This window comes from Terrabacter sp. LjRoot27, from assembly GCF_964254175.1.
Lineage (GTDB): Bacteria > Actinomycetota > Actinomycetes > Actinomycetales > Dermatophilaceae > Terrabacter.
The window spans coordinates 747137-772724 of the sequence record NZ_CAXUSS020000001.1 but is presented as its reverse complement, the minus strand read 5'-3'; the positions used below and the strand labels follow the sequence as shown (position 1 = coordinate 772724).

Below are 25588 nucleotides of genomic sequence, written 5' to 3'. Positions count from 1 at the left end.
GCCAGGGTTCTCGCCCCACGTTGTGCTGTGGGCACCAAAGCGCGTCATGATGGTCGTATGCCGTCCGCACCGTCCCGCGCGACCCGACGGTCCGCGACCCGCACCTCGTCGACGACCCCGGTCGGCCTGCCCATCGCGCAGCTCGTCGGCACGCTCGGCGGTGGCCTGCTCACGGTGGTCGTCGACGTCGGCGGCCCCCCGGTCGACGACGTGACCCTCGCCGAGCCGGGCTCGGGCGTCTTCGGCCAGGCCGGCGACCTGCTCCTCGGCGTCGGGGTCGAGCGCCCCGCCGAGGCGGCCGCGCTGCTCGAGGGGGCGGCCGAGGTCGACTGCGGCGCCGTCGTGCTGCGCCGGGCCGCCGCCCGCAACCAGCAGGTCCGCGCCGCGGCCGCCCGCTTCGGCGTCAGCCTCGTCGAGCTGGCCGACCACGCGTCGTGGGCACACGTCGTGTGGCTGCTGCGTGGGGTCCTCGACCGGGCGGCGAGCGGACCCGCCGTGCGCGCGGAGGGGCCGGTGCTCGACGAGCTCTTCGCCCTCGCCGACGCGTGTGCGGCCCTCGTCGCGGCCCCCATCACCATCGAGGACACCCAGTCCCGGGTGCTCGCCTACTCCTCCACGCAGGACGTCGCCGACCCGGCGCGCGTCTCGACCATCGTCGGCCGGCGCGTGCCCGACGAGGTCATCGCCAACCTGCGCGGGCGCGGGGTGTTCCGCCGCCTCGCGCGCTCCGACGAGCCCTTCTTCGTCCCGGCCGGCCGCGGCCTGCGGGCTCGCGTCGTCGTCCCGGTGCGGGCCGGCACCGAGTGGCTGGGCTCGATCTGGGCCGTCGTCGACGAGGAGCCGCCCGAGCAGGTCATGGGGTCGCTGGCGCAGACGGCGTCGGTCGTGGCCCTCCATCTGCTGCGCCTGCGCTCGCAGGCCGACCTCGCCCGACGGGTCTCGGCCGACCGGCTCCGCGCCGTGCTGAGCGGCGACACGCTCGAGGCCGAGGGCTGGCTGCCGGCGGCACCGTGGCGGGTCGTCGTGCTCGCCGGGGCGCATCGTGCCCGCACCGACCCGACCGGTGAGGGCGCTCCCCGCGACACCGAGCACGAGCTCGACGTCTGGGAGTCGGCCGCCCGGCGCCGGTCGTGGCGCCAGCCGCTCCTCGCGATCTTCGACGGCGTCGCGCTGACGCTCGTGCGCGACGCGCCGGGCGACGCCTCCCCGGGCACGTGGGAGTGGCTGCTCGGCGTCGTCGAGGAGGTCGCCGGCGTCACGCCGACGGCCACGGCGAGCGCCGGCGGACGGGTCACCCGCACCGTCGACCTCGACCGGTCGCGACGCGAGGCCACCGAGGTGCAGCGCCTGCGCGACGTCGGCCGCGTCACCGGCACCACGACGACGGTCGAGGACGCCTGGGCCGCCGTCACCAACGCCCGCGCGCTCGGCGGCATCTGGACCGAGGAGCTCCTCGGCCCGGTCGCCGCCCTGCGCGAGCACGACGAGGCCCACCACACGGCATACCTCGAGACGGTCGCGGCGTGGCTCGACCACCCGGGCGACCCGCGGGCGGCCGCGGCGCGCGTGCACGTGCACCCCAACACGCTCCGCTACCGGATGCAGCGCCTCTCAGGTGTCGTCGAGCTCGACCTCCACGACCCCGAGACCCGTCTCGCCCTGCGCCTCCAGCTGCGCGCGCTCGGCCACTGAGGCGGCGTCCGGCGCTGGCGTGGCGCCGTGGGCGAGCAGGACGCAGTGACGACCGGCGGGCAGCGGTGGCTCGCACCCGAGGAGTTCCAGCGCATCTACGGTCCCCAGCACTCGTGGACCCCCGTCGAGGTCCGGGACCTGCTCGCCGGGCTCGGCGTGCCGTGGTGGGTGGCCGGCGGGTGGGCCGTCGAGGCGTTCACCGGCGTCGCCCGCGACCACGAGGACATCGACCTCTCGGTGCTCCGTCGCGACGTCGGCGCGATCCGGGCCCACCTCGAGCCGGACTGGCACCTGTGGTCGGCCGGCGGCTCGGGTCTGCTCCACCTGCCGCCGGGACGGGACGTGCCCGAGGACTCCGGCCAGATCTGGGTCCGCGAGCACGCGCTCGCCCCGTGGCGCGGCGAGATCCTGCTCAACCCGGACGTCGACGGCCGGTGGCAGTTCAAGCGCGACCCGTCGCTCGTGCTGTCGCTGGACGAGGCCACCTGGGAGCGCGACGGCGTGCGCTACCTGCGCCCCGAGCTCGTCCTCGCCCACAAGGCCGCCTCGCCCCGCCCCAAGGACGACGCCGACCTCGAGGCCGCACTCCCCCTGTTCGACGCCGCGCAGGTCGCGGTGCTCCGACGGGTCGTCGACGCCCAGCCGGCCGGCCACCCGTGGCGGGCCCGCCTCGAGGCGCTCTAGGCCTCGCCCAGGTGGACGGTGCCGTCGGCGTCGACCCGGAAGTTCGGGTTGTGCACGAGGTCCCACCGGAAGCCGTCCGGGTCGGCCACGCACGCGCTGACCCCGCCCCACTCGCGCTCGGTCGGGGCGGAGACGGAGGTCGCACCGGCAGCCAGCGCGGCGGCATACAACGCCTCGACCTGCCCGACCTCGGTGACGTTGTGGCCCAGCGACACGGGTGGCGCGGACGAGCCGTGCGCGACGTCGCCGTACTCGCTCGGCATCTGCGTGACGTCCCACAGGGCGAGGAGCACGCCGGGGGCGCCCTGGACGAAGGTGATGTCCGGCAGGTGGAGCACCGAGCGGAAGCCGAGCCCGTCGACGTAGAAGGCGCGGGAGCGCTCGACGTCGTGGACGCCGAGGGTGATGGCGGTGATCTCGGGTGGGTGCGTCATCCCGCCACGATAGGGCGGCCCACCGACGTCGCCGAGCCGTAAGGACCGGATAACCCCCACGTCATGGAGCCCACGGCCGCATCGGGCTTGACTCGGTGGTGAGCCGGTCAGGGTGACCGGACGAAAGGTGGAAAGCCATGTCTCACAAGCTGACTCGCAGGACCGTCCGGTCCCTCTGCGTCGCGGCGGTCGCACTACCAGCCCTCGTCGCGGGCGCGTCTGCCCAGGCGGGCGGCGTCTCGGGGCCGGCGTTCTACGTCGACCACCAGCTCTACCGGACGGTCGCGACGCCGACCGACCTCAGCGGCACCGGCGCTCCCGCGCAGTCGTGGGACACGATCTACAGCTTCGGCGCGGTGCAGCGCAGCGTCGCGACGGCTGCCCCCGGCGACCCCGGCTACAACGGCGGGCGCTGGCAGGTGCACGCCGTCTCGCTCACCGGCACGTACGCCGCGGCGCTGGCGGCCGGCGACCACGACGGCAACGGCGTGCTCGACGCCACCGACGAGGTGCAGGGCGCCATCGCCGCCGGCGCCCTGGTCGACGGCGGCGTCGTGAGGTACTTCGTGTGCACCGTCAACCCGCTCCCCCACGGGCGGGCCTGAGCACACGCACCACGACCGGGTAGCAGTCGGGGGAGGGACACCGTGTGGTGTCCCTCCCCCGACGATCTGACCGGTCTACCCCCAACTTTCCGTCGAGATCAGTGTCCGCCACCCAGAAGGTCGCGCACCTCTGACTCGCGATACCTCCGGTGCCCACCAAGGGTCCGGATCGAAGTCAGCTTTCCTGCCTTGGCCCACCGGGTGACCGTCTTCGGGTCCACTCGGAACAGGGCCGCAACCTCGGCAGGAGTCAGCAGCTTCTCGGTCTCGTGTCGATCCTGAGTCGTCATTGTCATATCCCCACCACCCTGTCGCTAGGTGCAGCGACACGCATGCGCCCCAATCGGGGCTCAGTAAAGCAAGGGTAAAGTCTCGGCCAGCCTAATGGCGGTTAAACACTGAAAAGAGTCAAATCGTCCCGCTTCCGAGACACAAGGTGTATACGGAGAGGCAGCCGCCGGAAGCGTACCGCCGACCCCCGACGGGGCCTGAAGAGGCCCTGAAGAGGCCCTGGCGGAGCCGTGACGGACCCCCGACTGGTCCTCGAGCGACCCCGGAGCGACCCCGGAGCGACCCCCGAGCGACCCCCGGGCCACCCTCGCCGGCCCGACCCGGACCGACGGGCCGCGACGCGCCCGCCGCTCAAGGGGTGCGGCGGGCGCGGGATTTGCCTCACTCATGTAGCGTTAGCACCACGAGAACACACACATTCCCGGGGCCGCTACGCGGACATCGAAGAGCCACCCGGTTCTCCGAGGAGCGATGCCGTCCCGGCACGACGCACGAGGGGGTCACGCCATGGGGCGCGGCCGAGCCAAAGCCAAGCAGACCAAGGTCGCACGGCAGCTCAAGTACTACACACCTGACACGGACTTGAGCGCGCTGGAGCGTGAGCTGCACGGGCCGTCGCAACGCGACGTGTCCAACCAGCCACGATCCGTCGACGACGACGAGTACGACGAATACGGGAAGTGGGCCTCGGGCGGGCGCTGAGCCCTCCCTTCCCTCTTCCGTCTGCACCTCGTGCGTCGGGTGTTCGCACCCGGCGCGCGATCGGTGCTGCCCTCGAGGCACTCGACGCGTCGGCACCCGTGCCGGGTCGCGTCGGAGTGACGCATCGATGCCCGCACACCCTCCGGGGTGCTGCGGGCTTCGTCACACCCGGGTATGCCGCGTCGCCGGCTCTCCTCGGCCCGGCCCACCCTGCCGGCACACCACCGGAGTGCTCCCGAGGTGTTCGGCGGGGGTCAGGCGGTCGGGTGCTGCCCGACGACCTGCACGGCGCCACCGTCGACACCCTTGGCCCCGCGCACGATCTCGGCGTCGTCCGCGACGAGGCCGTCGGCGTGCGCCCGCTCCTCGGTGGCGACCTCGCCGAGCCGCCACGCACGGATGCCGTGGGCCTCGCTCAGCTCGATGGCCCGCTCCGCCTGGGCCTCGGGGAGCACGGCGACGAAGCCGATGCCCTGGTTGAGGGTGCGCTCGACGTCGGCCTGCGGCACGCGGCCGAGGTCCTGGACCGTGCGGAAGACCGCCGGGGGCGTCCACGTCGAGCGGTCGACGCGGGCGAAGGTGCCGGTCGGGAGCACGCGGGCGAGGTTCGCGGCCAGGCCGCCGCCGGTGACGTGGCTCAGGGCGTGCACGTCGACGCCGTCGGCGGCGATGAGCTCGAGGAGCGGCTTGGTGTAGATGCGGGTCGGCTCGAGCAGCTCCTCGCCGAGGGTGCGGCCGAAGTCGTCGACGTGCCGGTCCAGCTGCCAGCCGGCGCTCGCGACGACGCGGCGCACGAGGCTGTAGCCGTTGCTGTGCAGGCCACTGCTCGCGAGCGCGACCACGACGTCACCGTCGGCGACGCGCTGGGGACCCAGCACGGCGGCATACTCCACGACGCCGGTGGCCGCGCCGGCGACGTCGTACTCGTCGGGCTCGAGCAGGCCCGGGTGCTCGGCGGTCTCGCCGCCGACGAGGGCGACCCCCGCCTCCTCGCACGCGCGGGCGATGCCGCCGACGATCGCGGCGATGCGCTCGGGCACGACCTTGCCGGTCGCGATGTAGTCGGTCATGAAGAGCGGCTCGGCGCCGCACACGACGATGTCGTCGACGACCATGCCGACGAGGTCGAAGCCGATCGTGTCGTGCACGTCGAGGGCCTGTGCGATGGCGACCTTGGTGCCGACGCCGTCGGTGCTCGTGGCGAGGATCGGCCGGGTCATCCGGGCGATGGCGCTCGCGTCGAACATGCCGGCGAACCCGCCGAGGCCGCCGACGACCTCCGGCCTGGTGGCACGGCGCACCGATGCCTTCATCAGCTCGACGGCCTTGTCACCCGCCTCGACGTCGACTCCGGCCGAGGCATAGGTGATGGGGGCATCGCTCACGGGCCCCAGCCTACCGGCGCCCGGGGGACGCGCTCACCGCCGTCCAGACGCAGTGGATGCGCGCAGCCCGGTCCGGTCAGGGGTGCTGGAGGGCGTTCTCGCCGCCGAGACCGATCCCGAGGGTCACGCCGTCGACGTCGACCGAGCGGTCGTGGCCGGTGCGCACCGTCAGCGGCAGCGTCTCGAGGACGTGCTTGCCGATGCGGCCGTCCTCGGGCAGCTCGATGGGGTACTTGCCGGTGAAGCACGCGGAGCACAGCTCGTCGGCGGGCTGGTTCGTCGCCCCGATCATGCCCTCCTCGGAGATGTAGCCGAGCGAGTCCGCCCCGATCGAGGCGCGGATCTCCTCGACACCGAGGCCGGTCGCGATGAGCTCGGCGCGCGTCGCGAAGTCGATGCCGTAGAAGCACGGCCACTGCACCGGCGGCGAGCTGATGCGCACGTGCACCTCGGCCGCGCCCGACTCGCGGAGCATGCGGATCTGCGCGCGCTGGGTGTTGCCGCGCACGATCGAGTCGTCGACGACGACGAGGCGCTTGCCGCGGATCGTGTGCTCGAGCGGGTTGAGCTTGAGCCGGATGCCGAGCTGACGCAGCGTCTGCGACGGCTGGATGAAGGTGCGGCCGACGTAGGCGTTCTTGACGAAACCCTGGCCGAACGGGATGCCCGACTCCTGCGAGTAGCCAACAGCCGCAGGCACGCCCGACTCGGGGACCCCGATGACGAGGTCGGCGTCGACGGGGTGCTCGCGCGCGAGGACGCGACCCATCTCGACGCGGGCCTCGTGCACGACCCGGCCACGGATGACCGCGTCTGGACGGGCGAGGTAGACGTACTCGAAGACGCAGCCCTTGGGCTGGGGCTCGGCGAACTTGTGCGAGCGCAGGCCGTCCTCGTCGATGACGATGAGCTCGCCGGGCTCGACCTCGCGGATGACGGCCGCGCCGATCGTCTGCAGCGCCGCGGTCTCGGACGCGACCACCCAGCCCCGCTCGAGGCGGCCGAGCGCGAGGGGACGCACGCCCCACGGGTCGCGGGCGGCATACAACGTCGTCTCGTCCATGAAGACGAAGGAGAAGGCGCCCTTGAGCTTGGGCAGCAGCTCGAGGGCGGCCTGCTCGGGGGTGCGGTCCTCGTCGGCTGCAAGCAGCGTCGTCACGAGGGCGGTGTCGGACGTGTTGCCGCGGGCGAGCTCGCCGGTGATGCGGGTCCCGCCGAAGTGCTCGTCGACGAGGGCCTTGAGCTCGACCGTGTTGATGAGGTTGCCGTTGTGGGCCAGGGCCAGCGTGCTGTGGCCGGTGCCGCCGAGCGTCGGCTGGGCGTTCTCCCACGTCGAGCCGCCGGTCGTGGAGTAGCGCGTGTGGCCGATGGCGATGTGGCCGCGGAGCGAGCTGAGCGCGGTCTCGTCGAAGACCTGCGACACGAGGCCCATGTCCTTGTAGACGAGGATCTTCTCGCCGTCACCGGTCGCGATGCCGGCCGACTCCTGACCGCGGTGCTGCAACGCATAGAGCCCGAAGTACGTCAGCTTCGCGACGTCCTCTCCGGGAGCCCAGACGCCGAAGACCCCGCAGGCGTCCTGCGGGCCTTTCTCGCCGGGGATGAGGTCATGGTTCAAACGACCGTCGCCACGTGCCACAGCGCCAGTGTCGCACACGCGAGTGGGCGACTCGTCCGCGGTTCACGACCGCAGCGGCAGCTCCGCGAGCACCTCGTAGCGCGGCCGCCGCCCCCGACCCTCACCGAGGTGCGACTCGACGAGCGCCAGGTGGTCGACCCGCCAGGCCGGCCCCTCCCACGCGTCGAGCGCGCGGATCCAGCGGGTCGCCTCGGTGGGACGGTGGAAGCGGCCGAGCGTCAGGTGGGGGTGGAAGCGCGTGCCGTCGGGCGTCGCCCCCGCCGACGTCGACGCACGGCGTATGCCGCCCGCCACCGCCCCGAGGTCACCGCGCAGCTCGTCGACCCCCGCCCAGAGCACGCGGGCGGCATACGGGTTCGGGAAGGCGCCGGCTCCGGCGAGGCGCAGGACGAGAGGGTCGCGCCGGGCGGCGGAGCGGGCGAGCGCGTCGGTGAGGTCGTCGAGGCGCGCCTCCGGGACGGCGCCGAGGAAGGCGAGCGTGACGTGCCACTGGTGGCGGTCGGTCCAGCGGATCTCGGGACCGGCGTCGCGGCGCGGCTCGACGTGCTCCTCGAGGTCGTCGAGCACGTCGTCCGGCGGGACGACGGCGACGAAGAGCCTCATGGCGCCGACGCAGCGCCCGAGGCGATGAGGGCGTCGACGTCGTCGATGCCCCACGCGGCGAGGGCGGCGCGGGTGTCGGCGCCGGGCGTGGACGGAGGGGTGCCGAGCGCGGCAGCGGTGCGGGAGAAGCGGGGCGCCGGGGCGGGCTGGACGACGCCGTGGTGCTCGACGTACGTGCCGCGCGCGGCGAGGTGCGGATGACCCGGCGCCTCGGCATAGCTGAGGACCGGCTCGACGCAGGCGTCGGTGCCCTCGAGGAGCGAGACCCAGGCGTCGCGGGTCCGGGTGCGGAAGGTGTCGGCGAGGAGGGCACGCAGCGCGGGCCACTGGCCGGGGTCGAGACGGTCGGGGGCGGTCTCGGTGAGGTCGAGAAGCCGGAGCAGCTCTGCGTAGAACGCGGGCTCGAGGGGGCCGACCGCGAGCCAGCCGCCGTCGCTCGTCTCGTAGACGTCGTAGAAGGGTGCGCCGGTGTCGAGCAGGTTGGTGCCGCGGCGGTCGGACCACAGTCCGGCGCCCACGAGGCCCATGACGAGCGAGGAGAGGTGGGCGGTGCCGTCGACGATCGCGGCGTCGACGACCTGGCCACGGCCGCTCGTGCGGGCCTCGAGCAGGGCGGCGAGGACGCCGACGACGAGGTAGAGGGCACCGCCCCCGAAGTCGCCGACGAGGTTGACGGGCACCTGCGGAGGTCCGCCGACGCGGCCGATGGCGTGCAGGGCGCCGGTGATGGCGACGTAGCCGATGTCGTGACCGGCGGCGTGGGCGAGCGGGCCGTCCTGGCCCCAGCCGGTCATCCGGCCGTAGACGAGGCGCGGGTTGCGCGCGAGGCAGTCGGCGGGTCCGAGGCCGAGGCGTTCGGCGACACCCGGGCGGTAGCCCTCGACGAGCACGTCGGCCTGCTCGACGAGGGCGAGGGTGGTCGCGACCCCGTCGGGGTGCTTGAGGTCGAGCGCGACGGAGGGACGGCCGCGACGCAGCAGGTCGGACTCGGGCGCCAGCGGGACCGGGAGCGAGGCCTCACCGGGCCGGTCGATGCGGATGACGTCGGCGCCGAGGTCGGCGAGCAGCATCGCCGCGAAGGGCGCCGGACCGATGCCGGCGAGCTCGACGACGCGGATGCCGGCGAGCGGGCCGGCCGGCCGGGTCACGACTGGTCGCGACCGGACCGGTCGAGGAGGATGCCGAGGATGCCGGCGAGGCCGGTGCCGATGAAGGCGCCGAGGGCGCCGATGTAGAGCGCACCGGTGGTCGTCGTGTAGCCCTGCACCTCGTCACCCATGATCGAGATGACGGCACCCACGATGAAACCCAGGACGGCGCCCGTGATGAGGAAGCGCTTGAAGTTGGGGATGCGGGGACGCTCGGGGCGGGTGGTCGGCGAGGGCTGGGTCACGAGTCCAGCCTAAGCGAGGTGAGCGGCAGGAGGCCGTCGAGGTGGGCCCGCTGCCCGCTGGCCCGGACCCGCGCCCCGTCGACGGCCGACTCCCAGGTCAGGTCGCCGACGGCGAGTCGCAGCCACGTCGCGGCATCGGTCTCGATGACGTTGGGCGGCGTGCCGCGGGTGTGGACCGGGCCCTCGATGCACTGCACCGCGCCGTGCGGGGGGACGCGCACCTCGACGGTGCGGCCGGGCGCGATGGTCGCGAGCTCCTCGAGCGTGTAGCGGACCGCCGTCGCGGTCGTGCGCCGGTCGGCCTCCCACCCGGCCTCACGGCAGGCGACGAGGGCGGCGTGGCCCTCGGCGACAGGGGTACGGCGGCGTGGCGGCATACCCCCGAGGTTATCGGCGCCCGCCGACGGCCGACCGACACCCTCAGCGCAGGCGGGGGATGACGTCGGCGACGACCTCGTCGAGGACCTCGCGGGTGGTGTGGAAGGGCTCGGTGGTGCGCGGCCAGTGGGTGATGACGTCGGTGAAGCCGAGCGCCGCGGCGCGCCCGACGGCGTCCTCGAACGTCGCGGCGCTGCTCAGCGAGAACGTCGGCGCGGAGTCGAGGTTGAGGTAGCGGGTGAGGTCGGCGGAGTCACGGCCCGCGGCCTCGAGCGCGGCGTCGACCCGTCGGCTGTGGCCGGCCACGAGGTCCCACCACTCGTCGTCGGTGTCGGCGTTGCCGCCGTAGGTCATCCAGCCGTCGCCGCGCTCGACGGCCAGGCCGATCGACCTGGGCCCGTTGGCCGCGATGACGAGCGGCACCCGGTTGCCCGCGTCGCCGCCGCGGACCGGCCCGGGGAGTGTGCGCACGTCGCGGGCGGTGTAGAAACGGCCGTCGGCGGTGACGTGGTCGTCGCTCAGCAGGCGGTCGAGCAGGCCGGTGAACTCGTTGAAGCGGGCGACGCGGTCACGCAGCGCGAGGTCCTCGCCCATGATGCGCGAGTCGAGGTCGCCGCCCGTCCCGATACCGAGGAGGAAGCGGCCGCCGGAGATGTCGTCGAGGGCCAGCACCTCGCGCATGAACTGCACCGGGTGGTGGTTGTTGGGCGACGACACGAACGTGCCGAGGCCGATGCGCTCGGTGACGGCGGCCGCTGCTGCGAGGGTCGGCACCGCCGCGAACCACGGCGACTCGGGCAGGCCGCCCCACGTCACGTGGTCGAAGGTCCAGGCGTGGTCGAAGCCCATCTGCTCGGCCGCGCGCCACATCGCCGCGGCCTCGGACCACGGGTGCTCGGGCAGGATCGCCAGACCGAATCGCATGGGACGACCGTAGCCTGTCGGGGTGACGACGAACTGGGACGCGGAGGCCGTGCTCGCCGCCTCGAACGAGTGGGCCTGGGTGCCGGACGGGGCGCCGCACATCCGGAACGACGAGTACCTCGTCGTCGCCTACCCCGACTACTTCCTCACGCCGACCTCGGCGCGCGTCTTCGGCTCCGACCGGGACGCCGTCGAGCTCGCCGACGAGATCGCCGACGTCGCAAGGGGGCTCGGCCGCGACCGCCTCTGGTGGCGGCTGTCGGAGTTCACCCGGCCCGACGACCTCGAGCCCGAGCTCGTCCGCCGCGGGGCGACGGTCGTGGACCGGATGGACGTGCTCGCCCTGCCGCTCGCGGGTGGCGTGCCCGACCTCGCCGTGCCTGCCGACGTCGAGGTCCGTCGGGTGACCGATGCGGAGACGGTGCGCGACGCGATCGTCGTCGGCAACGACGCCTTCGGCGGCGAGGCGCCGACGGACGAGCAGGTCGCCTCGTCGCTGGCCGAGGTCGAGCGCGGTCTCGTCGACGACTCGGGCGGACGGTGGGTGGCCTACGTCGACGGGCGTCCCGCGGGCACGGGCGGCTACACGCTCGCCGACGACGTATGCCGTCTCTGGGGCGGCGGGACGCACCGCACCGTGCGGGGTCGTGGCGCCTACCGCGGCGTCCTCCACGCCCGGCTGGCCGCCGCTCGCGCTGCCGGCGCGACGCTCGCCCTGACGCACGGGGTCGTCGACACGTCCTCGCCGATCCTGCGCCGCATCGGCTTCACCCGCCACGGCGAGGAGCGCACGCTCGTCCTGGACCTCACGTGAGCGCGGGATCGTCTGCGGCGCAGCACGTCTCGCTCGAGTGGGACGAGCGCGGCGGCGTCACGGTGCACATGGACGGCTCGCCGCAGTCCCACGTCCAGCCGGACGACCCGACGGTGCTCGTCTTCGAGTACGTCCAGCACCTCGCGCTCGCCATCGACGCGCTGCCGCCGGGCCCCCTCGGGGTCACGCACGTCGGGGGCGCCGGCCTGACGCTGCCGCGGTGGGTCGAGGCGACCCGTCCGGGGTCGCCGCAGATCGTCCTCGAGCCGGACGAGGCCCTCACCGAGCTCGTCCGCCGCGAGGTCCCGCTCCCCCGGCGCCACCGCATCCGCGTGCGCCCGGTCGACGGCCTGTCCGGTGTGCGAGCCCTCCGGGACGACTCCGCCGACGTCGTCGTGACGGACGCCTACGCGGGAGGCCGCGTGCCCGCGGAGCTCGTCGGGACGGCATACGCCCACGAGGTGGCGCGGGTGCTCAAGCCGGCCGGCATCGCCCTGTGGAACCTCGCCGACGAGCCCGGGATGCGTTGGGTCACCAGGGTGGTCGCGACGATGGCCACCTCTCTGCCGCACCTAGCCCTCGTCGCGACGCACGAGGTGCTCAAGGGCCGACGGTTCGGCAACTCGGTGCTCGTCGCCAGTCCGTCGCCGTTGCCGGTGGAGGCGCTGCGTCGCGACGTCGCCCGCGCGAACCTCCCGACAGGCCTGCGCGAAGGTCCCGCCCTGACCCGGCTGCTCGCCGGCGCGAAACCCTTCGACGAGAACGGAATGCAGAGCCCGCCACCTCCCGAGGCCGGGAAGTGGCGGGCCCGCTGAGCTGCTGAGGCGGGGTCTCAGGCGCCGAAGACCGCCGGGAGGGTGAACTCGTGAGCCGAGGTGAGCTCGGCGACCGAGACGGAGAAGTGGCCGACGACGTCGAGGTCGCGGCCCCCCGTCACACCGATGCGCGCGTGCGGCACGTCGCCGAGCATCGCCTCGAACTCGGCTGCGTGGCCGGCGGGCACCGCCACGAGGGCGCGGGCGCTCGACTCGGAGAAGAGCGCCGTGAAGGCGTCGAGCGGGTTGCCCTCCGCGTCGGCGCCGACCTGGTCGAGACCGTCGACGGTCACGCCGACACCGTGGCGCATGCACGCCTCGGCGAGCGCGATGGCGAGCCCACCCTCGGAGAGGTCGTGCGCCGCCTCGACCACACCCGTGCGCGCCGCCTCGACGAGGACCCGGCCGAGCGCCTGCTCGGCCGCGAGGTCGACCTTCGGCGGGAGACCACCGAGGTGCTTGTGGATGACGTGCGCCCACTCGGAGCCGTCGAGCTCGTCACGCGTCGTGCCGAGGAGGTAGACGTGCGCGTCGTCGCTGCGGAAGCCCGAGCCGGAACGCTTGGAGACGTCCTCCATGACGCCGAGCACGCCGATGACGGGGGTCGGGTGGATGGCGACGTCGCCGGTCTGGTTGTAGAACGACACGTTGCCGCCCGTGACGGGGATGCCGAGGAAGCGGCAGCCCTCGGCGATGCCGCGGATGGACTCGCGGAACTGCCACATGACGCCCGGGTCCTCCGGTGAGCCGAAGTTGAGGCAGTCGGTGACGGCGAGCGGGGCGGCCCCGGCCGTGGCGACGTTGCGGTAGGCCTCGGCGAGCGCGAGCTGGGCACCGGTGTACGGGTCGAGCTTGGCGAAGCGCCCGTTGCAGTCGGTCGACACGGCGACGCCGCGACCCGTCTCCTCGTCGACGCGCACGACGCCCGAGTCGTCGGGCTGCGCGAGCGCCGTGTTGCCGAGGACGTAGCGGTCGTACTGGTCGGTGATCCACGACTTGTCGCAGAGGTTGGGCGAGCCGAGCAGCGTCAGCAGCTGCGCCCGGATCTCCTCGCCCGTCTGCGGCTTGGCCAGCTCGGAGGTGCCCGCGGCGTTGAGGCCGTCGAGGTATGCCGGCCGGGCCAGCGGGCGGTTGTACGTCGGGCCCTCGTGGGCGACCGAGCGCGGCGGCACGTCGACGATGGTCTCGCCGTGCCAGGTGATCACGAGGTGGTCGCCGTCGGTGACCTCACCGATCACGGTGGCCTCGACGTCCCACTTCTCGGTGATCGCCATGAACTCGTCGAGGTGCTTCGGCTCGACGATGGCCATCATGCGCTCCTGCGACTCCGACATGAGGATCTCCTGCGGCTGCAGGCTCGCGTCGCGCAGCGGGACGAGCGAGAGCTCGACCTGCATGCCCCCGTCACCGTTGGAGGCGAGCTCGCTGGTGGCACAGGAGAGCCCGGCACCGCCGAGGTCCTGGATGCCGTCGACGACGCCGGCCGCGTAGAGGTCGAGGCAGCACTCGATGAGCACCTTCTCGGCGAAGGGGTCGCCGACCTGGACGGCGGGGCGCTTGGTCGGGCCACCCTCGTCGAAGGTCTCGGACGCGAGCACCGAGACGCCGCCGATGCCGTCGCCGCCGGTCTTGGCGCCGAAGAGGATGACCTTGTTGCCGGGACCGGACGCCCTGGCCAGGTGGATGTCCTCGATCCGCATGGCGCCGACGCAGAGGGCGTTGACGAGCGGGTTGCCCTGGTAGCAGTCGTCGAAGACGACCTCGCCGCCGATGTTGGGCAGTCCGATGCAGTTGCCGTAGCCACCGACGCCCGCGACGACGCCAGGCAGGACGCGCTGGGTGTCGGGGTGGTGGAGGTTGCCGAAGCGGAGCGGGTCCATGACGGCGATCGGGCGGGCGCCCATCGACATGATGTCGCGGATGATGCCGCCGACACCGGTCGCGGCGCCCTGGTAGGGCTCGACGTAGGACGGGTGGTTGTGCGACTCGACCTTGAAGGTGACCGCCCAGCCGTCGCCGATGTCGACGACGCCGGCGTTCTCGCCGATGCCGACGAGGAGCTTCTCGCGCATCTCGTCGGTGGTGTTCTCGCCCCAGAGGGAGAAGTGGATCTTGCTCGACTTGTAGGAGCAGTGCTCGCTCCACATGACGGAGTACATCGCCAGCTCGGCGATCGTCGGACGGCGCCCGATGATCTCGCGGATGTTGGCGTACTCGTCGACCTTGAGGCCGAGCTCGGCCCACGGCTGTTCGACGTCGGGCGTGGCCGCGGCGTGCTCGACGGTGTCGAGGAGGGGCGCGGTCTGGGTGTCGCTCATGCGGTGGCTGCGCTCTCGAGGGTCTGCTTGATGATCGAGGTGAAGAAGCCGCGACCGTCGAGGCTCGGGCCGTAGCCCTCCTCGACCGCGTGCTCCGGGTGCGGCATGAGGCCGACGACGTTGCCGCGCTCGTTGGTGATGCCGGCGATGTGGCGGTAGGAGCCGTTGGGGTTGCGCCCCTCGGCGTCGGGGACGTAGCGGAAGACGACCCGCCCCTCGCCCTCGAGCATGTCGAGCGTCTTCTCGTCGGCGACGAAGCCGCCCTCGCCGTTCTTGAGGACGATCTCGATCTCCTGGCCGGCCTCGAAGTCGGAGGTCCAGGCGGTGGAGGCGTTCTCGACGACGAGCCGCTGGTCGACGCAGTTGAACTTGCGGTGGTCGTTGCGGATCAGCGCGCCGGGGAGCAGGTGGCTCTCGGTGAGCACCTGGAAGCCGTTGCAGATGCCGAGGACGGGCAGGCCGCCCCGGGCCGCGGGCACGAGGGCCTCCATGACCGGCGCGAAGCGGGCGATGGCGCCGCACCGGAGGTAGTCGCCGTAGGAGAAGCCGCCGGGCAGGATGACCGCGTCGACGCTCAACAGGTCTGCGTCGCCGTGCCAGAGCGGGACGGCCTCGCCGCCGCACTCCCGGACGGCGCGTGCCGCGTCACGGTCGTCGAGCGAGCCGGGGAACGTGACGACCCCGATCCTCACTGCTCGCCGTCCTCCGCGTCGTCCGACTCGCCCTCGGGCTCGCCGTCGGCGTCCTCGCCGGGCTCGCCGGGCTCGTCCGCCGCGCTCTCGTCGAGGACGTGCACGGCGACGACGTCCTCGATGACGGGGTTGGACAGGAGGGTCTCGGCGGCCTCGCGGGCCGCTGCGAGGTGCTCGTCCGTGACGTCACCGTCGACGGTGAGCACGAAGCGCTTGCCCTGACGGACATCGGTGAAACCGTTGAACCCGAGCCGCGGCAGGGCGCCGTTGACGGCCTGTCCCTGGGGGTCGAGGATCTCGGGCTTGAGCATGACGTCGACGACGATGCTTCCCATCAGTGGTGCTTCTCCCTGCGCTGGTGGGGGGATGGAGGCGTCCCGAGGGACGGCCTGAGTCTATCGGGCGCCACGAGGGCCCCCGGACAGCGTCTCAGCGGGACTGCAGGGCGTCGAGCGCGACAGCCATCGCCATCCCGACGCGCCAGTCGATGGGCTTGCCGTCGGGGAGCGCCGGGAGGCTCACGTGGTAGACGTCCTTGACGCCCGCCTTGTTCGTCGAGCTGAGCGCGACCGACCCGTCCTCGGCAGCGAAGTCGAAGTGGAAGAGGAACGGCACCGGGATCTCGCCGATGACGGGGACGATCTCCCAGAGGCGGCGGGCGACGGCGACCTTGGGGTTGCGCTCCCTGCCGACGAACTCGCGCCCGTCAGGCAGCCCGAGCGTCCACGTCGAGTTCACGAGCGAGGCCCTGAACTGCTTCTTGAACCAGCCGATCGGCTGTCCCTGGCTGTCGGTGACGTCGTAGCCCGAGCTCAGGTCGATGCGCTTGCGCGCCTTGAAACCGAAGAGCGGGTGGGTCTTGGCCGAGTCGGTGTAGAAGGTGACCTGCTCCTTGGCGGCCATCCGCTTCTGCTCGGCGAAGCACAGCAGACCGAGCTCCTTGCCCAGCTCGTCCTGCCGGACGATCTCGTAGCGGTTGACCATCATGGTCAGGTTCTGGCGGAGCAGGTAGCGCTCGGTCGGGGCGTCGGCGTGGGCGTCGGCGACGGGCTCGGTCATGCGCCCAGCGTCCCACAGCGGCACCGCGCGACTGCGTGCGTATGCCGCCGGGCCGGGAAGGCGGCCCGCGCACCGTGGGCGCGGAAACGCATACGACGGCGGCCGTCCCGGCTGGCAGGGTGGCAGCGTGCCCGACGACGCGTCACCCACCCCCTCCCCCGCCGACCCCAGCCGGTCGGGCGTCGGTGCGAGCGCGCCGTGGGACGTGCTGCGCGACCTCTCGGCGGGACTGTCCGCCGCGCTCGGCAGCGACCTGCTGGGGCTCTACGCCCACGGCTCGCTCGTGGTGGGCGACTTCTCACCGGCGCGCAGCGACCTCGACGTGCTCGCCGTCGTCGCGCGGCCACCCGACGACGCGATGCTGGCCGCCGTCGCCCCGGTGCACGCGGCGCTCGAGGAGCGACACCCGGGCTGGCGAGGCCGGGTCGAGGTCGAGATGGTCGCGCGCTCCACGCTGACGTCGTACGCGTCCGGGCCGCCGGCGACGTCCGAGGCCGGACGCCCCGACGCGATCATGCGGATCAGCCCCGGCGAGGACCTGCACCTCCTGCCGGCGACGTCGCACCGGATCGTCACGTGGTCCACGGTTCGCCGGACCGGTCGACGGCTCGCGGGTCCGGAGGCCTCCGAGGTGCTCCCGGTCGTGTCAGAGGAGGTCGCGCACGATGCGCTGGTCGACCACGTCCGGGACTGGCCCACGTGGGTCGAGGACATGAGGACCGTTGGCGCACAGTCGTACTCCGTGCTCTCGCTCTGTCGGGCATGGTGTGCGGTCGTCGAGGGCGAGCAGCTGTCGAAACGCGCCGCCGCAGACCGCTTCGTCGCCGTGCGGCCTGCTGATGCCGACCTCGTCGAGTGGGCACGGGACTGGTGGTACGCCGGTGGGTCGGACGGCGCGGAAGGCCGGTTCGCGCAGGTGAGCGACTTCGTCGTCAGGACCAGCCACTCCATCCTCACAGACGGCGCCGACAACCGGACCGCCTGATGAAAAGCACTGAGGGACAGCCTGATTCGTTGTGGAGAACCATTGCCTGAATGGCGAGCCGTATCTAGAACAGAACACATGTTCGATGGTGAGGAGCCTGCGGGAGGGGTGGACGTCGGTCCGCCCCCAACTCCCGCTGCCTCGCCGGCAGCTGTCGGGCTCGAGCTCATCGCCGAGGTGGTCTGCCTCGACGGCGCTGGTCTCGACGACGCCGATCTCATCTCGGCCATCGACGCCCTCGAGCGTGCCAAGGCTGCGTGCGCCGCCGCCCAGGCCAGGCTGACGGCTCACTTCGTCGAGTCCCAGGTGCGGGCCGCGAGGCGCCTCCGGGCGCAGGCTCAGGCGTGCTCCGACGCCGGCGACTTCGACGGCTGGGTGGCAGCCCGCGACCGGGCGCGCGCCCTCGAGCTCGAGCCGGTGGCGGCCGAGACGCCGGGCCGGGGCCGTCGCCCGTCGCGGTCCGACCGTCGGACGACGCTGTCGCGCACCGGGGTGTCGGCGCAGGTCGGCCTCGCGCGACGGGAGTCACCGTCCCGGGGTGCACGACTCGCGAGCGCGTCGCTCGCCCTGGTGCAGCACCTCCACCACACCCTGGCTGCGCTGGCCGCCGGCATCCTCAACGAGCGCCGCGCCGAGATCGTCGTTCGCTGCACCAGCCACCTCGACCCCGAGCTCAGGACTCAGGTCGACACCGAGGTGATCGGGGATCATCTCGACCTCACCGACCCCACCGCTCCGGGTGGTGTCGGTTCCTGGGGAGACCGCGAGCTCGAGCGCCGTGTCCGCGCGTGCGCCGACCGCCTCGGCGCCGCGGCTGCGGTCGAGCGGTGCCGGGTCGCCGAGAGCGAGCGCCGGGTCACGATCCGACCCGTCCCCGACGCCATGGCGCTGGTGTCCGCCCTTCTCCCGGTGGCGCAGGCCGTCGCGGTGCACGCCGCCCTGACGCGGGCCGCCCTGTCCGGCAAGGCAGCCGGCGACGACCGCGGCAAGGGCCAGTTGATGGCCGACACGCTCGTCGAGCTCGTCACCGGACAGGCCGTGGCCGATGACGTCCAGGTCGAGGTCCAGGTCGTCATGACCGACCGGGCGCTGCTCGCGGGAGACGACGTGCCAGCGCACGTGCCTGGCTACGGCCCTGTCCCAGCCGGCTGGGCGCGCGAGCTGCTCACCCGCGACAAGCCGGGCGACCCTCACTGCGACGTGGGGGTGAAGGTGTGGCTGCGGCGGCTCTTCACGCATCCGGGCAGCGGCACGCTCGTGGCGATGGACAGCGCCCGGCGCCTCTTCCCGGCAGCCCTTCGCCGTTTCGTCGTCGCGCGTGACGGCACGTGCCGCACGCCCTGGTGCGACGCACCGATCGCGCACGCCGACCACGTCGAGCCGCACGCCGACGGCGGTCCGACGAGCGCGGCCAACGGCCAGGGCCTGTGCGTGCGCTGCAACCTCGTCAAGGAGGAGCCCGGCTGGACCTCCGTGGTCCTCCACCACGGGCTCGGCCCGACGAGCACTCACCCCCACACGGTGCGGACCACGACGCCGACCGGGCACCGCTACGTCTCGGCCGCTCCCCCGGTGCTCCCGATGCCGCCACCCCCGGCTGCACGGCCACGATCCGCCGGACAGCCGCCCGACGGGTCGGCCGAGGTCATCCGGCTCGAGCTCTACCGGCGCACCGACGTCGAGGTCGAGCTCACCGGCTGACGCGCTGGAGCACGAGCTTCATCCTCGGCGCGCTCGTCCGGATGAAGCCGGCACGTTCGTAGACACGAGCCCCGTCGGGAGTGGCGGACAGGTCCACGCGATCGGCGTCGATCGAGCGTGCCCACTCGACCACGTCGCCGACGAGAAGGGTCCCGAACCCGCGCCCGCGGTGCTCCGGCACCGTGATGACGTTGGCGAGCCGCACGGCGCGGCCGCGCGGGCAGTGCGGGTTGGGGACGCCGATCTCGAGCGTGCCGATCGCCGTCGCGACGACGACGCCGTCCAGCTCGACCACCGGGATTCGAGCCACCGCACCGTCATCGACGACGCGTACGAACCAGTCGTGCGCGTGACGTCGCCAGGCGCCACCCTGTTCGCCATCGCCTGCACCCCCGTCGTGGACGAGCGCCCAGAGCGAGAGCAGACGGTCGAGGTCGGACACCGTCGCCGCGCGCAGGCGTCCCACCGTCTCGCTGCTGCCGTCGCGGGTCAGAAGGTCTCCCCCGTGAGGCGCTCGTAGGCCTCGACGTACTTCGCCCGCGTCTGCTCGACGACGTGCTGGGGCAGCTCGGGCGGAGGACCGCCCGCCTTGCGGTCCCAGCCAGACTCGGGCGAGGTCAGCCAGTCGCGGACGAACTGCTTGTCGTAGGACGGCTGCGGGTGTCCGGGCTCCCACAGGTCAGCCGGCCAGAAGCGCGACGAGTCCGGGGTCAGCACCTCGTCGGCGAGGACGAGCCCGCCCGTGCCCTCGGACGACAGGCCGAACTCGACCTTCGTGTCGGCGATGAGGATGCCGCGCTCGGCGGCGATCTCGTTGCCGCGGGCCAGGATCGCGCGCGTCAGGCGTGACACCTCGGCCGCGACCTCGGCCCCGAGCTCGGCCTCGACCTCGTCGGGCGACATCGGCAGGTCGTGCTCTCCGACCGGCGCCTTGGTCGTCGGGGTGAAGACGGGCTCGGGCAGCTTCGAGCCGTCGACGAGCCCTTCGGGGAGCGCGACACCGGACACGGAGCCCTTCTCGCGGTACTCCTCGAGGCCGCCACCCGTGAGGTACGCCCGGGCGATGGCCTCGACCTTGAGCATGTCGAGCCGGCGCACGAGGACCGCCCGCCCGGCGACGGCGTCGGGCACGTCGGTCGAGATGACGTGGTTCGGCACGAGGTCGGCGAGCTGGTCGAACCACCACAGCGACAGCCGGGTCAGCACGGCGCCCTTGTCGGGGATCTCGGGCGACATCATCCAGTCGTAGGCCGACAGCCGGTTCGAGGCGACGAGGAGCAGCTGGTCATCGACCACCTGGCCGTCGTCACCGACCGGCGCGTAGAGGTCACGCACCTTCCCGGAGTAGATGTGCTCGTAGCCGGGCAGGTCAGTCGGTAGGTCGGTCACGCGCACAGCCTGCCACCTGCCCAGCTCGTCGGGCAGGGTGCGCTCGGGGGGAACGGGCAGGTTCACGACAGTGCCTCCTTGAGGGCATCGATCTCGATCACGGTGGACAGGCTCTGACGAGCCCGGTGGAGACGGGACTTCACGGTCCCCTCCGCGACGCCGAGTGCGGTCGCCGCCTCGGCCAGGGAGCAGTGCGACCAGACGACGAGCTCGATCGCCTCGCGCTGCACGTCCGGGATGAGCTCCAGAGCCCGGCGCACCTCACTCATCCGCTGCTCGTCGTCGACCCGCGCCGCGGTCGAGGCGGCGTGGTCGGGCGAGACGGCGCCGCCGGCGTCCGCCTCGATGCGCCCGTGCAGCAGCCGCTGCCGCCGGGCCGAGCGCGCCACGTTGGCGCACTCCTGCCCGGCCATGACGAGCAGCACGGCGCGGGCGGTCTCGGCCCGCAGCGGGTCCACGGCACCCGCTCGCGCCCGTCGCCAGACAGCGGTGAAGGTCGCCTGCACGACGTCTTCCGCAGCCGCCCAGGACGCCGTGCGCCGGAACGCGAAGTTGTAGACGGCGTCGCAGTGCCGCCGGTACAGCTCGGTCAGCGCCGCGTCGTCGGCCGCGGCCAGCCGCGACCACAGCACGCGGTCGTCCGCCGTCGCGCCGACACCGGTCATCGGCCCTCCTCGGCTCGCGGTCATGGTGCTCATGCCATGGAGAGTCCGGCTCGGGCCGAAGGGTTCGCCTCAGCCGACCGTGATGTCGCCGCGCTCGGCACGGAGCGCGATGTCGGTGCGGTGGTGCGACCCGTCGAGCTCGATGACGGCCACGGCGTCATAGGCCGACTGCCTCGCCCTGGCGAGGGTCGGCCCCACGGCGACGACGTCGAGCACGCGCCCGCCGGCCGAAACGAGCGCACCCGACCCGTCGAGCGCCGTGCCGGCGTGGAGGACGACGGTGCCGGGCACCTCGGCCGCCGCGTCGAGTCCGGTGATGGGGTCTCCGGTCCGGGGCGACGCCGGATAGCCCGAGGAGGCGATGACGACGACGACCGCGTGGTCGGCGGACCAGCGCAGCCGCCCGAACTCGCCGAGCCCGCCGGTCGCCGCCGCGAGGAGCAGCTGCGCGAAGGGCGTCTCGAGGCGGGCGAGCGAGGCCTGGCCGTCGGGGTCCCCGAAGCGCGCGTTGAACTCGATGACCCGTGGTCCGCGCGACGTCAGGGCCAGGCCGACGTAGAGCACCCCGACGAAGGGCGTGCCCCGACGGCGCATCTCGTCGACGGTGGGCTGGGCCACGCGTCGCACGATGTCGTCGGCGAGCCCCTCGGGCGCCCAGTCGAGCGGCGAGTAGGCGCCCATGCCACCGGTGTTGGGCCCGGCGTCGTCGTCACCGACGCGCTTGAAGTCCTGGGCGGGAGCGAGCGCCACGACCGTCTCGCCGTCGCTGATGCAGAAGACCGACACCTCGGGCCCGTCGAGGAACTCCTCGACGACGAGGCGACCGTCGGGCTTGGCGAGGCAGGCGCGGGCGTGCTCGACGGCCGCCTCGCGCGAGTCGGTGACGACGACACCCTTGCCGGCGGCCAGACCGTCGTCCTTGACGACGTGCGGGGCACCGAGCGCGTCGAGCGCGGCCTCGACCTCGTCCATCGTCGTGCAGACGTGGGCGAGGGCGGTCGGCACGTCGGCCGCGGCCATGACCTCCTTGGCGAAGGACTTGCTGCCCTCGAGACGGGCTGCCTCCGCGGAGGGCCCGAAGACGGCGAACCCGGCCGCACGGCATACGTCGGCGACGCCTGCGACGAGCGGGGCCTCGGGGCCCACGACGACGAGGTCCACGTCGTGCTCGCGGGCCACGGCGGCCACCGCGGCACCGTCGAGGATGTCGACGGGGACGCACAGCGCGGTCGCGTCGATGCCCGGGTTGCCCGGCGCGGCGATGACCGCGTCGACCTCGGGGTCGGCCGCGACGGCCTTGACGAGAGCGTGTTCACGGGCGCCGGAGCCGAGGACGAGAACCTTCACGGCGCCAGCCTAGGGGGCGTCGAGCCGCGCCATCAGCCGTGCCCGCACGGTGGGCCACTCGTCGCCGAGGATCGAGTGGACGGCCGTGTCGCGCCACGTCCCGTCGGCCCGCCTCACGTCGCGGCGGGTGATCCCCTCGAAGGTCGCACCGAGCTTGAGGATCGCGGCCCGCGAGCGCGCGTTGACGACGTCGGTCTGGATCTTCACCCGCCCGAAGCCGCACGTCTCGAAGGCGTGCGCGAGGAGGAGGAACTTCGCCTCCGGGTTGACCTGCGTGCCCCACCAGCGCGAGCCGTACATCGTCCACCCTAGGTGCACGTGCTCGCGCTCGGTGTCGACGTCGCCGAGCGAGCTGGACCCGACGACGGTGCCCGCCGGGCCGAGGTCGCCGTCGGCGACGAGCCTGACCGTGTATGCCGTCCGCCCCCTCCCGTCGGCCCCGCGGGCCGCGACCGCCGCCGCCGCCAGCGCCTCCGTGTCGGCCACCGAGGTGTGCGGTCGCATCATCGCGAAGCCCTGCTCGTAGCAGCGTGGGTCGGAGTAGACGGCGAACAGTCCGGGGGCGTCGTCGGGGGTCGTCACGTCGAGGCGGACGAAGCGGCCGACGAGCGGCGCGCCGGTTGGCGGGACACAGACCTCGGTGGGCATGAACTGACAGTAGACTTGATGGTTCCCGCGCCACCCGGCGCGTCCCTCAGAGTCCTTGGATGTCAGTGAGCACTTCGAACGCATCGTCCCAGCGGACCAGCGCGCCCGGATCTCGGGGCGCCTCGCCGGTGTCGACCAAGAGCATCCCCGACGAGCTCGCGCGCGAGATCGCCGTCGAGCAGGCCCACGTCGACCGCGTCCACGAGGAGCTGGAGAAGGCCGGTGTGCGCGCCGACAGCGTCCAGGCCGAGGGTCTGGCTCGCAGCCACTTCGGTCGCCAGGTCGAGGTCGGCGACGCCGAGGGAGCGGCGCTCTTCGAGCGTGACGCCCTGATGTTCCACGCGGCCAAGCGGCGCACGGCTCTCGACACGCAGTACGAGGGCCTCGTCTTCGGCCGCCTCGACATCGACCACGCGATGCTCAGAGCCGCAGCGGTCGACTCCAACGGCAACGGCCACCGCCCGGCGGACGGCAGCTCGGGCGGGGACCGCGAGATCCGCTACATCGGCCGCCTCGGCGTCCGCGACGACGACTACGAGCCGCTCGTCATCGACTGGCGCGCGCCCGCGGCCTCCGCCTTCTACCGGGCGACCCCGACGCAGCCGATGGGCGTCCTGCGCCGTCGCGTCCTGCGCAGCCGCGGCACCGTCGTCATCGGCATCGAGGACGACCTCATGGTCCCCGAGGCCCCCGACGACCTCGTCATCGTCGGCGACGGCGCGCTCATGGCCGCCCTGACCCGCAGCCGCGGCGAGCGGATGCGCGACATCGTCGCCACGATCCAGGCACACCAGGACGAGGCGATCCGCGCCAGCGCCCGCGGGATCACCGAGATCACCGGCGGGCCGGGCACCGGCAAGACGGTGGTCGCGCTGCACCGCGCCGCCTACCTGCTCTACTCCGACCGGCGCCGGTTCGAGTCCGGAGGCATCCTCGTCGTCGGCCCCTCGGGGGCATACACCGCATACATCGAGCGCGTGCTGCCCTCGCTCGGCGAGGACAGCGTCATCCTGCGCGCCCTCGGCGACGTCCTCGACGTCGTGCACACCGAGCGGTTCGACCCGCCCGCCGTCGCGCGCACCAAGGGCTCGACCCGCATCCGCACGCTGCTCGGCGCCGCTGCCCGCGGCCGCGTCCCGGGGACGCCGACCGAGTTCCGCGCCATGGTCGCCGGCCGCCCGGTCCGCCTCGAGGTGCGCGAGCTCGACCGCGTTCGCTCCCAGGTCCTGCGCCAGCACCAGCGCAACACGGGCACGGCCGCCGCCCAGGACGCCCTCGGCGAGGCCGCCTGGGCCTCCCTCGGCATCACGGGCGACCGGGAGGCCAAGGAGGAGTTCCTCGACAAGTGGGAGGACCACCTCGACGTCGAGGCGTTCATGCAGGTCTGGTGGCCGCAGGTCGACCCCCGCGAGGTGCTGCTCTGGCTCGGCGACCCCGAGCTCGTGCGCCGTCACGCCCGAGGCACCCTGCGCGACGACGAGATCGAGCCGCTGGCCGCCTCGTTCCGCCTCGCGCTCGAGACCGGCACGTGGTCGGTGGCCGACGTCGCGCTCGTCGACGACATCGCCGCCCGCGTCGGCCCGGTGCAGGAGGCGCCCAAGGAGGAGCGCGGCTTCTACGAGATCGAGGAGCTCGAGGACCTCAGCCAGTACGGCGTCACCGAGGTGCAGCCGGTCGTCAGCGCGGCGCGCGACACCGGCGCGCCGCGGGTGCTCACCGACCCGCGCGACAAGCTCCTCGCCGGCCGCATCGGCAAGCCGGACGAGTACGCCCACGTCCTCGTCGACGAGGCCCAGGACCTCTCGCCCATGCAGTGGCGGATGATCGGCCGTCGCGGTCGGTATGCGTCGTGGACCGTCGTCGGGGACGCCGCCCAGGCGTCGTGGCCCGACCCGGCCGAGGCCGCTGCCGCGCGCGAGGAGGCCTTCGGGTCGCAGGCGCGCCAGCAGTTCCACATGGACACGAACTACCGCAACGCCCGCGAGATCTTCGACTACGCCGCCGAGGTCGTACGCCGCGAGGTGCCCGACGCCGACATCCCGCAGGCCGTGCGCGAGACGGGGATCGACCCGGTGGACGGCGCCCTCGGCCCGGACGCGCTCGTCTCGGTCCGCGCCGCCGTCGAGTCGCTGCTCGGGCAGGTCGAGGGAGCCATCGCGGTCATCACCCCGGCCGCGCACGCCGCGGTGCTCGAGCCGGTGGCCGAGCTCGGTGAGGGACGGGTCCAGGTCATCGACCCGATGTCGACGAAGGGCCTCGAGTACGACGCCACCGTCGTCGTCGACCCCGACGAGATCACTCGCGAGTCACCCGGCGGCGTCCGCGTGCTCTACGTCGCCCTGACCCGCGCGGCGCACCGGATGACGATCCTGTCCTGACGCCGGTGCAGTCCCGGGCCTCCTCGAGGTCCGACATCCGGGACGGA

At 73.1% G+C, this 25588-nt stretch carries 27 protein-coding genes; 9 read left to right on the top strand and 18 right to left on the bottom strand.

Annotated elements, in window-relative coordinates; all coding sequences use genetic code 11:
- Window positions 1-57 precede the first annotated feature (57 nt).
- Both ACSQ2D_RS03590 and ACSQ2D_RS03585 read left to right on the top strand, forming a co-directional pair.
- A complete protein-coding gene (locus ACSQ2D_RS03590) occupies window positions 58-1692 on the top strand; it encodes a PucR family transcriptional regulator (protein ID WP_435984655.1) in 1635 nt (544 codons plus the stop codon).
- A 27-nt stretch (window positions 1693-1719) separates the two neighbouring features.
- On the top strand, window positions 1720-2376 hold the full coding sequence (locus tag ACSQ2D_RS03585) for a nucleotidyltransferase domain-containing protein (RefSeq protein ID WP_435984654.1): 657 nt from the start codon (window positions 1720-1722) through the stop codon (window positions 2374-2376).
- On the opposite strand, the gene ACSQ2D_RS03580 is transcribed toward ACSQ2D_RS03585, so the two are convergent.
- Window positions 2373-2810 (bottom strand): VOC family protein, encoded by a 438-nt coding sequence (locus ACSQ2D_RS03580; RefSeq protein ID WP_435984653.1) that lies wholly within the window; start codon window positions 2808-2810, stop codon window positions 2373-2375. The genes ACSQ2D_RS03585 and ACSQ2D_RS03580 overlap by 4 nt on opposite strands.
- 137 nt (window positions 2811-2947) lie before the next feature.
- Between ACSQ2D_RS03580 and ACSQ2D_RS03575 the strand changes: the two genes are divergently transcribed.
- Window positions 2948-3415, top strand: coding sequence for a hypothetical protein (locus ACSQ2D_RS03575; RefSeq protein WP_435984652.1), 468 nt, complete (start codon window positions 2948-2950; stop codon window positions 3413-3415).
- Window positions 3416-3513: 98 nt separating this feature from the next.
- Here the strand turns inward: ACSQ2D_RS03575 and ACSQ2D_RS03570 are convergent, their stop codons facing one another.
- Window positions 3514-3705: a BldC family transcriptional regulator gene (locus ACSQ2D_RS03570; RefSeq protein WP_045191048.1), complete on the bottom strand. Its 192-nt coding sequence runs from the start codon at window positions 3703-3705 to the stop codon at window positions 3514-3516.
- Between the two features lie 508 nt (window positions 3706-4213).
- Here ACSQ2D_RS03570 and ACSQ2D_RS03565 point away from each other — a divergent pair.
- On the top strand, window positions 4214-4408 hold the full coding sequence (locus ACSQ2D_RS03565) for a DUF3073 domain-containing protein (protein ID WP_020142456.1): 195 nt from the start codon (window positions 4214-4216) through the stop codon (window positions 4406-4408).
- Window positions 4409-4662: 254 nt separating this feature from the next.
- Here the strand turns inward: ACSQ2D_RS03565 and purM are convergent, their stop codons facing one another.
- The 7 genes from purM to ACSQ2D_RS03530 all read right to left on the bottom strand — a co-directional run bounded on the left by purM (window position 4663) and on the right by ACSQ2D_RS03530 (window position 10730).
- Window positions 4663-5793 (bottom strand): phosphoribosylformylglycinamidine cyclo-ligase, encoded by a 1131-nt coding sequence (gene purM, locus ACSQ2D_RS03560; protein WP_435984651.1) that lies wholly within the window; start codon window positions 5791-5793, stop codon window positions 4663-4665.
- Between the two features lie 76 nt (window positions 5794-5869).
- Window positions 5870-7432, bottom strand: a complete 1563-nt coding sequence (gene purF, locus ACSQ2D_RS03555; RefSeq protein WP_435984650.1) for an amidophosphoribosyltransferase — start codon at window positions 7430-7432, stop codon at window positions 5870-5872.
- A 42-nt stretch (window positions 7433-7474) separates the two neighbouring features.
- On the bottom strand, window positions 7475-8035 hold the full coding sequence (thpR, locus tag ACSQ2D_RS03550) for an RNA 2',3'-cyclic phosphodiesterase (RefSeq protein ID WP_435984649.1): 561 nt from the start codon (window positions 8033-8035) through the stop codon (window positions 7475-7477).
- A complete protein-coding gene (locus tag ACSQ2D_RS03545) occupies window positions 8032-9183 on the bottom strand; it encodes a CaiB/BaiF CoA transferase family protein (protein WP_435984648.1) in 1152 nt (383 codons plus the stop codon). The genes thpR and ACSQ2D_RS03545 overlap by 4 nt, the downstream gene beginning before the upstream one ends.
- The gene (locus ACSQ2D_RS03540; RefSeq protein WP_435984647.1) at window positions 9180-9428 is read right to left on the bottom strand and encodes a hypothetical protein; all 249 of its coding nucleotides are present in this window, start codon (window positions 9426-9428) and stop codon (window positions 9180-9182) included. The genes ACSQ2D_RS03545 and ACSQ2D_RS03540 overlap by 4 nt, the downstream gene beginning before the upstream one ends.
- A complete protein-coding gene (locus ACSQ2D_RS03535; protein WP_435984646.1) occupies window positions 9425-9805 on the bottom strand; it encodes a sterol carrier family protein in 381 nt (126 codons plus the stop codon). Before ACSQ2D_RS03535 ends, ACSQ2D_RS03540 begins: the two co-directional genes overlap by 4 nt.
- Before the next feature lie 43 nt (window positions 9806-9848).
- Entirely contained in the window at window positions 9849-10730 is an 882-nt protein-coding gene (locus ACSQ2D_RS03530; RefSeq protein ID WP_435984645.1) for an LLM class flavin-dependent oxidoreductase, read from the bottom strand.
- A 22-nt stretch (window positions 10731-10752) separates the two neighbouring features.
- Here ACSQ2D_RS03530 and ACSQ2D_RS03525 point away from each other — a divergent pair, with 22 nt between their 5' ends.
- Together ACSQ2D_RS03525 and ACSQ2D_RS03520 are read left to right on the top strand one after the other, a co-directional pair.
- Window positions 10753-11544 (top strand): GNAT family N-acetyltransferase, encoded by a 792-nt coding sequence (locus tag ACSQ2D_RS03525; protein ID WP_435984644.1) that lies wholly within the window; start codon window positions 10753-10755, stop codon window positions 11542-11544.
- A 68-nt stretch (window positions 11545-11612) separates the two neighbouring features.
- A complete protein-coding gene (locus ACSQ2D_RS03520; RefSeq protein ID WP_435987809.1) occupies window positions 11613-12359 on the top strand; it encodes a spermidine synthase in 747 nt (248 codons plus the stop codon).
- Window positions 12360-12376: 17 nt separating this feature from the next.
- On the opposite strand, the gene purL is transcribed toward ACSQ2D_RS03520, so the two are convergent.
- The 4 genes from purL to ACSQ2D_RS03500 form a co-directional block, all read right to left on the bottom strand.
- Window positions 12377-14677, bottom strand: a complete 2301-nt coding sequence (gene purL / locus ACSQ2D_RS03515) for a phosphoribosylformylglycinamidine synthase subunit PurL (protein WP_435984643.1) — start codon at window positions 14675-14677, stop codon at window positions 12377-12379.
- Window positions 14674-15369 (bottom strand): phosphoribosylformylglycinamidine synthase subunit PurQ, encoded by a 696-nt coding sequence (gene purQ, locus ACSQ2D_RS03510; protein ID WP_435984642.1) that lies wholly within the window; start codon window positions 15367-15369, stop codon window positions 14674-14676. The genes purL and purQ overlap by 4 nt, the downstream gene beginning before the upstream one ends.
- Window positions 15366-15704, bottom strand: coding sequence for a phosphoribosylformylglycinamidine synthase subunit PurS (purS, locus tag ACSQ2D_RS03505; protein ID WP_435984641.1), 339 nt, complete (start codon window positions 15702-15704; stop codon window positions 15366-15368). The genes purQ and purS overlap by 4 nt, the downstream gene beginning before the upstream one ends.
- Before the next feature lie 94 nt (window positions 15705-15798).
- Window positions 15799-16428: a hypothetical protein gene (locus tag ACSQ2D_RS03500; protein WP_435984640.1), complete on the bottom strand. Its 630-nt coding sequence runs from the start codon at window positions 16426-16428 to the stop codon at window positions 15799-15801.
- Window positions 16429-16555: 127 nt separating this feature from the next.
- Between ACSQ2D_RS03500 and ACSQ2D_RS03495 the strand changes: the two genes are divergently transcribed.
- Window positions 16556-17413, top strand: a complete 858-nt coding sequence (locus ACSQ2D_RS03495) for an aminoglycoside adenylyltransferase domain-containing protein (RefSeq protein ID WP_435984639.1) — start codon at window positions 16556-16558, stop codon at window positions 17411-17413.
- A gap of 78 nt (window positions 17414-17491) precedes the next feature.
- On the top strand, window positions 17492-19114 hold the full coding sequence (locus ACSQ2D_RS03490) for an HNH endonuclease (RefSeq protein WP_435984638.1): 1623 nt from the start codon (window positions 17492-17494) through the stop codon (window positions 19112-19114).
- Here the strand turns inward: ACSQ2D_RS03490 and ACSQ2D_RS03485 are convergent.
- From ACSQ2D_RS03485 to ACSQ2D_RS03465, 5 genes are read right to left on the bottom strand one after another with little or no spacing between them, the layout of a single operon-like run.
- Window positions 19104-19580, bottom strand: coding sequence for a GNAT family N-acetyltransferase (locus tag ACSQ2D_RS03485; RefSeq protein ID WP_435984637.1), 477 nt, complete (start codon window positions 19578-19580; stop codon window positions 19104-19106). The genes ACSQ2D_RS03490 and ACSQ2D_RS03485 overlap by 11 nt on opposite strands.
- Window positions 19581-19603: 23 nt before the next feature.
- Window positions 19604-20509 carry a phosphoribosylaminoimidazolesuccinocarboxamide synthase gene (locus ACSQ2D_RS03480; RefSeq protein WP_435987808.1) on the bottom strand — a complete coding sequence of 302 codons (906 nt, stop codon included), beginning with the start codon at window positions 20507-20509 and terminating at the stop codon, window positions 19604-19606.
- 56 nt (window positions 20510-20565) lie between these two features.
- Window positions 20566-21201 (bottom strand): RNA polymerase sigma factor, encoded by a 636-nt coding sequence (locus ACSQ2D_RS03475; RefSeq protein WP_435984636.1) that lies wholly within the window; start codon window positions 21199-21201, stop codon window positions 20566-20568.
- 36 nt (window positions 21202-21237) lie between these two features.
- On the bottom strand, window positions 21238-22515 hold the full coding sequence (purD, locus tag ACSQ2D_RS03470) for a phosphoribosylamine--glycine ligase (RefSeq protein WP_435984635.1): 1278 nt from the start codon (window positions 22513-22515) through the stop codon (window positions 21238-21240).
- Between the two features lie 9 nt (window positions 22516-22524).
- Window positions 22525-23163 carry a GNAT family N-acetyltransferase gene (locus tag ACSQ2D_RS03465; RefSeq protein WP_435984634.1) on the bottom strand — a complete coding sequence of 213 codons (639 nt, stop codon included), beginning with the start codon at window positions 23161-23163 and terminating at the stop codon, window positions 22525-22527.
- A 59-nt stretch (window positions 23164-23222) separates the two neighbouring features.
- Between ACSQ2D_RS03465 and ACSQ2D_RS03460 the strand changes: the two genes are divergently transcribed.
- Window positions 23223-25541, top strand: a complete 2319-nt coding sequence (locus ACSQ2D_RS03460; protein ID WP_435984633.1) for a HelD family protein — start codon at window positions 23223-23225, stop codon at window positions 25539-25541.
- Window positions 25542-25588: the final 47 nt, after the last annotated feature.

Excerpts from the sequence above, each read along its gene's own strand:
- ACSQ2D_RS03590 (WP_435984655.1), top strand. The coding sequence starts at position 58 with ATGCCGTCCGCACCGTCCCGCGCGACCCGACGGTCCGCGACCCGCACC.
- ACSQ2D_RS03580 (WP_435984653.1), bottom strand. The coding sequence starts at position 2,810 with ATGACGCACCCACCCGAGATCACCGCCATCACCCTCGGCGTCCACGAC.
- ACSQ2D_RS03575 (WP_435984652.1), top strand. The coding sequence starts at position 2,948 with ATGTCTCACAAGCTGACTCGCAGGACCGTCCGGTCCCTCTGCGTCGCG.
- ACSQ2D_RS03570 (WP_045191048.1), bottom strand. The coding sequence starts at position 3,705 with ATGACGACTCAGGATCGACACGAGACCGAGAAGCTGCTGACTCCTGCC.
- ACSQ2D_RS03565 (WP_020142456.1), top strand. The coding sequence starts at position 4,214 with ATGGGGCGCGGCCGAGCCAAAGCCAAGCAGACCAAGGTCGCACGGCAG.
- thpR (WP_435984649.1), bottom strand. The coding sequence starts at position 8,035 with ATGAGGCTCTTCGTCGCCGTCGTCCCGCCGGACGACGTGCTCGACGAC.
- ACSQ2D_RS03535 (WP_435984646.1), bottom strand. The coding sequence starts at position 9,805 with ATGCCGCCACGCCGCCGTACCCCTGTCGCCGAGGGCCACGCCGCCCTC.
- ACSQ2D_RS03530 (WP_435984645.1), bottom strand. The coding sequence starts at position 10,730 with ATGCGATTCGGTCTGGCGATCCTGCCCGAGCACCCGTGGTCCGAGGCC.
- ACSQ2D_RS03520 (WP_435987809.1), top strand. The coding sequence starts at position 11,613 with ATGGACGGCTCGCCGCAGTCCCACGTCCAGCCGGACGACCCGACGGTG.
- purL (WP_435984643.1), bottom strand. The coding sequence starts at position 14,677 with ATGAGCGACACCCAGACCGCGCCCCTCCTCGACACCGTCGAGCACGCC.
- purS (WP_435984641.1), bottom strand. The coding sequence starts at position 15,704 with ATGGGAAGCATCGTCGTCGACGTCATGCTCAAGCCCGAGATCCTCGAC.
- ACSQ2D_RS03500 (WP_435984640.1), bottom strand. The coding sequence starts at position 16,428 with ATGACCGAGCCCGTCGCCGACGCCCACGCCGACGCCCCGACCGAGCGC.
- ACSQ2D_RS03490 (WP_435984638.1), top strand. The coding sequence starts at position 17,492 with ATGTTCGATGGTGAGGAGCCTGCGGGAGGGGTGGACGTCGGTCCGCCC.
- ACSQ2D_RS03475 (WP_435984636.1), bottom strand. The coding sequence starts at position 21,201 with ATGAGCACCATGACCGCGAGCCGAGGAGGGCCGATGACCGGTGTCGGC.
- ACSQ2D_RS03465 (WP_435984634.1), bottom strand. The coding sequence starts at position 23,163 with ATGCCCACCGAGGTCTGTGTCCCGCCAACCGGCGCGCCGCTCGTCGGC.
- ACSQ2D_RS03460 (WP_435984633.1), top strand. The coding sequence starts at position 23,223 with ATGTCAGTGAGCACTTCGAACGCATCGTCCCAGCGGACCAGCGCGCCC.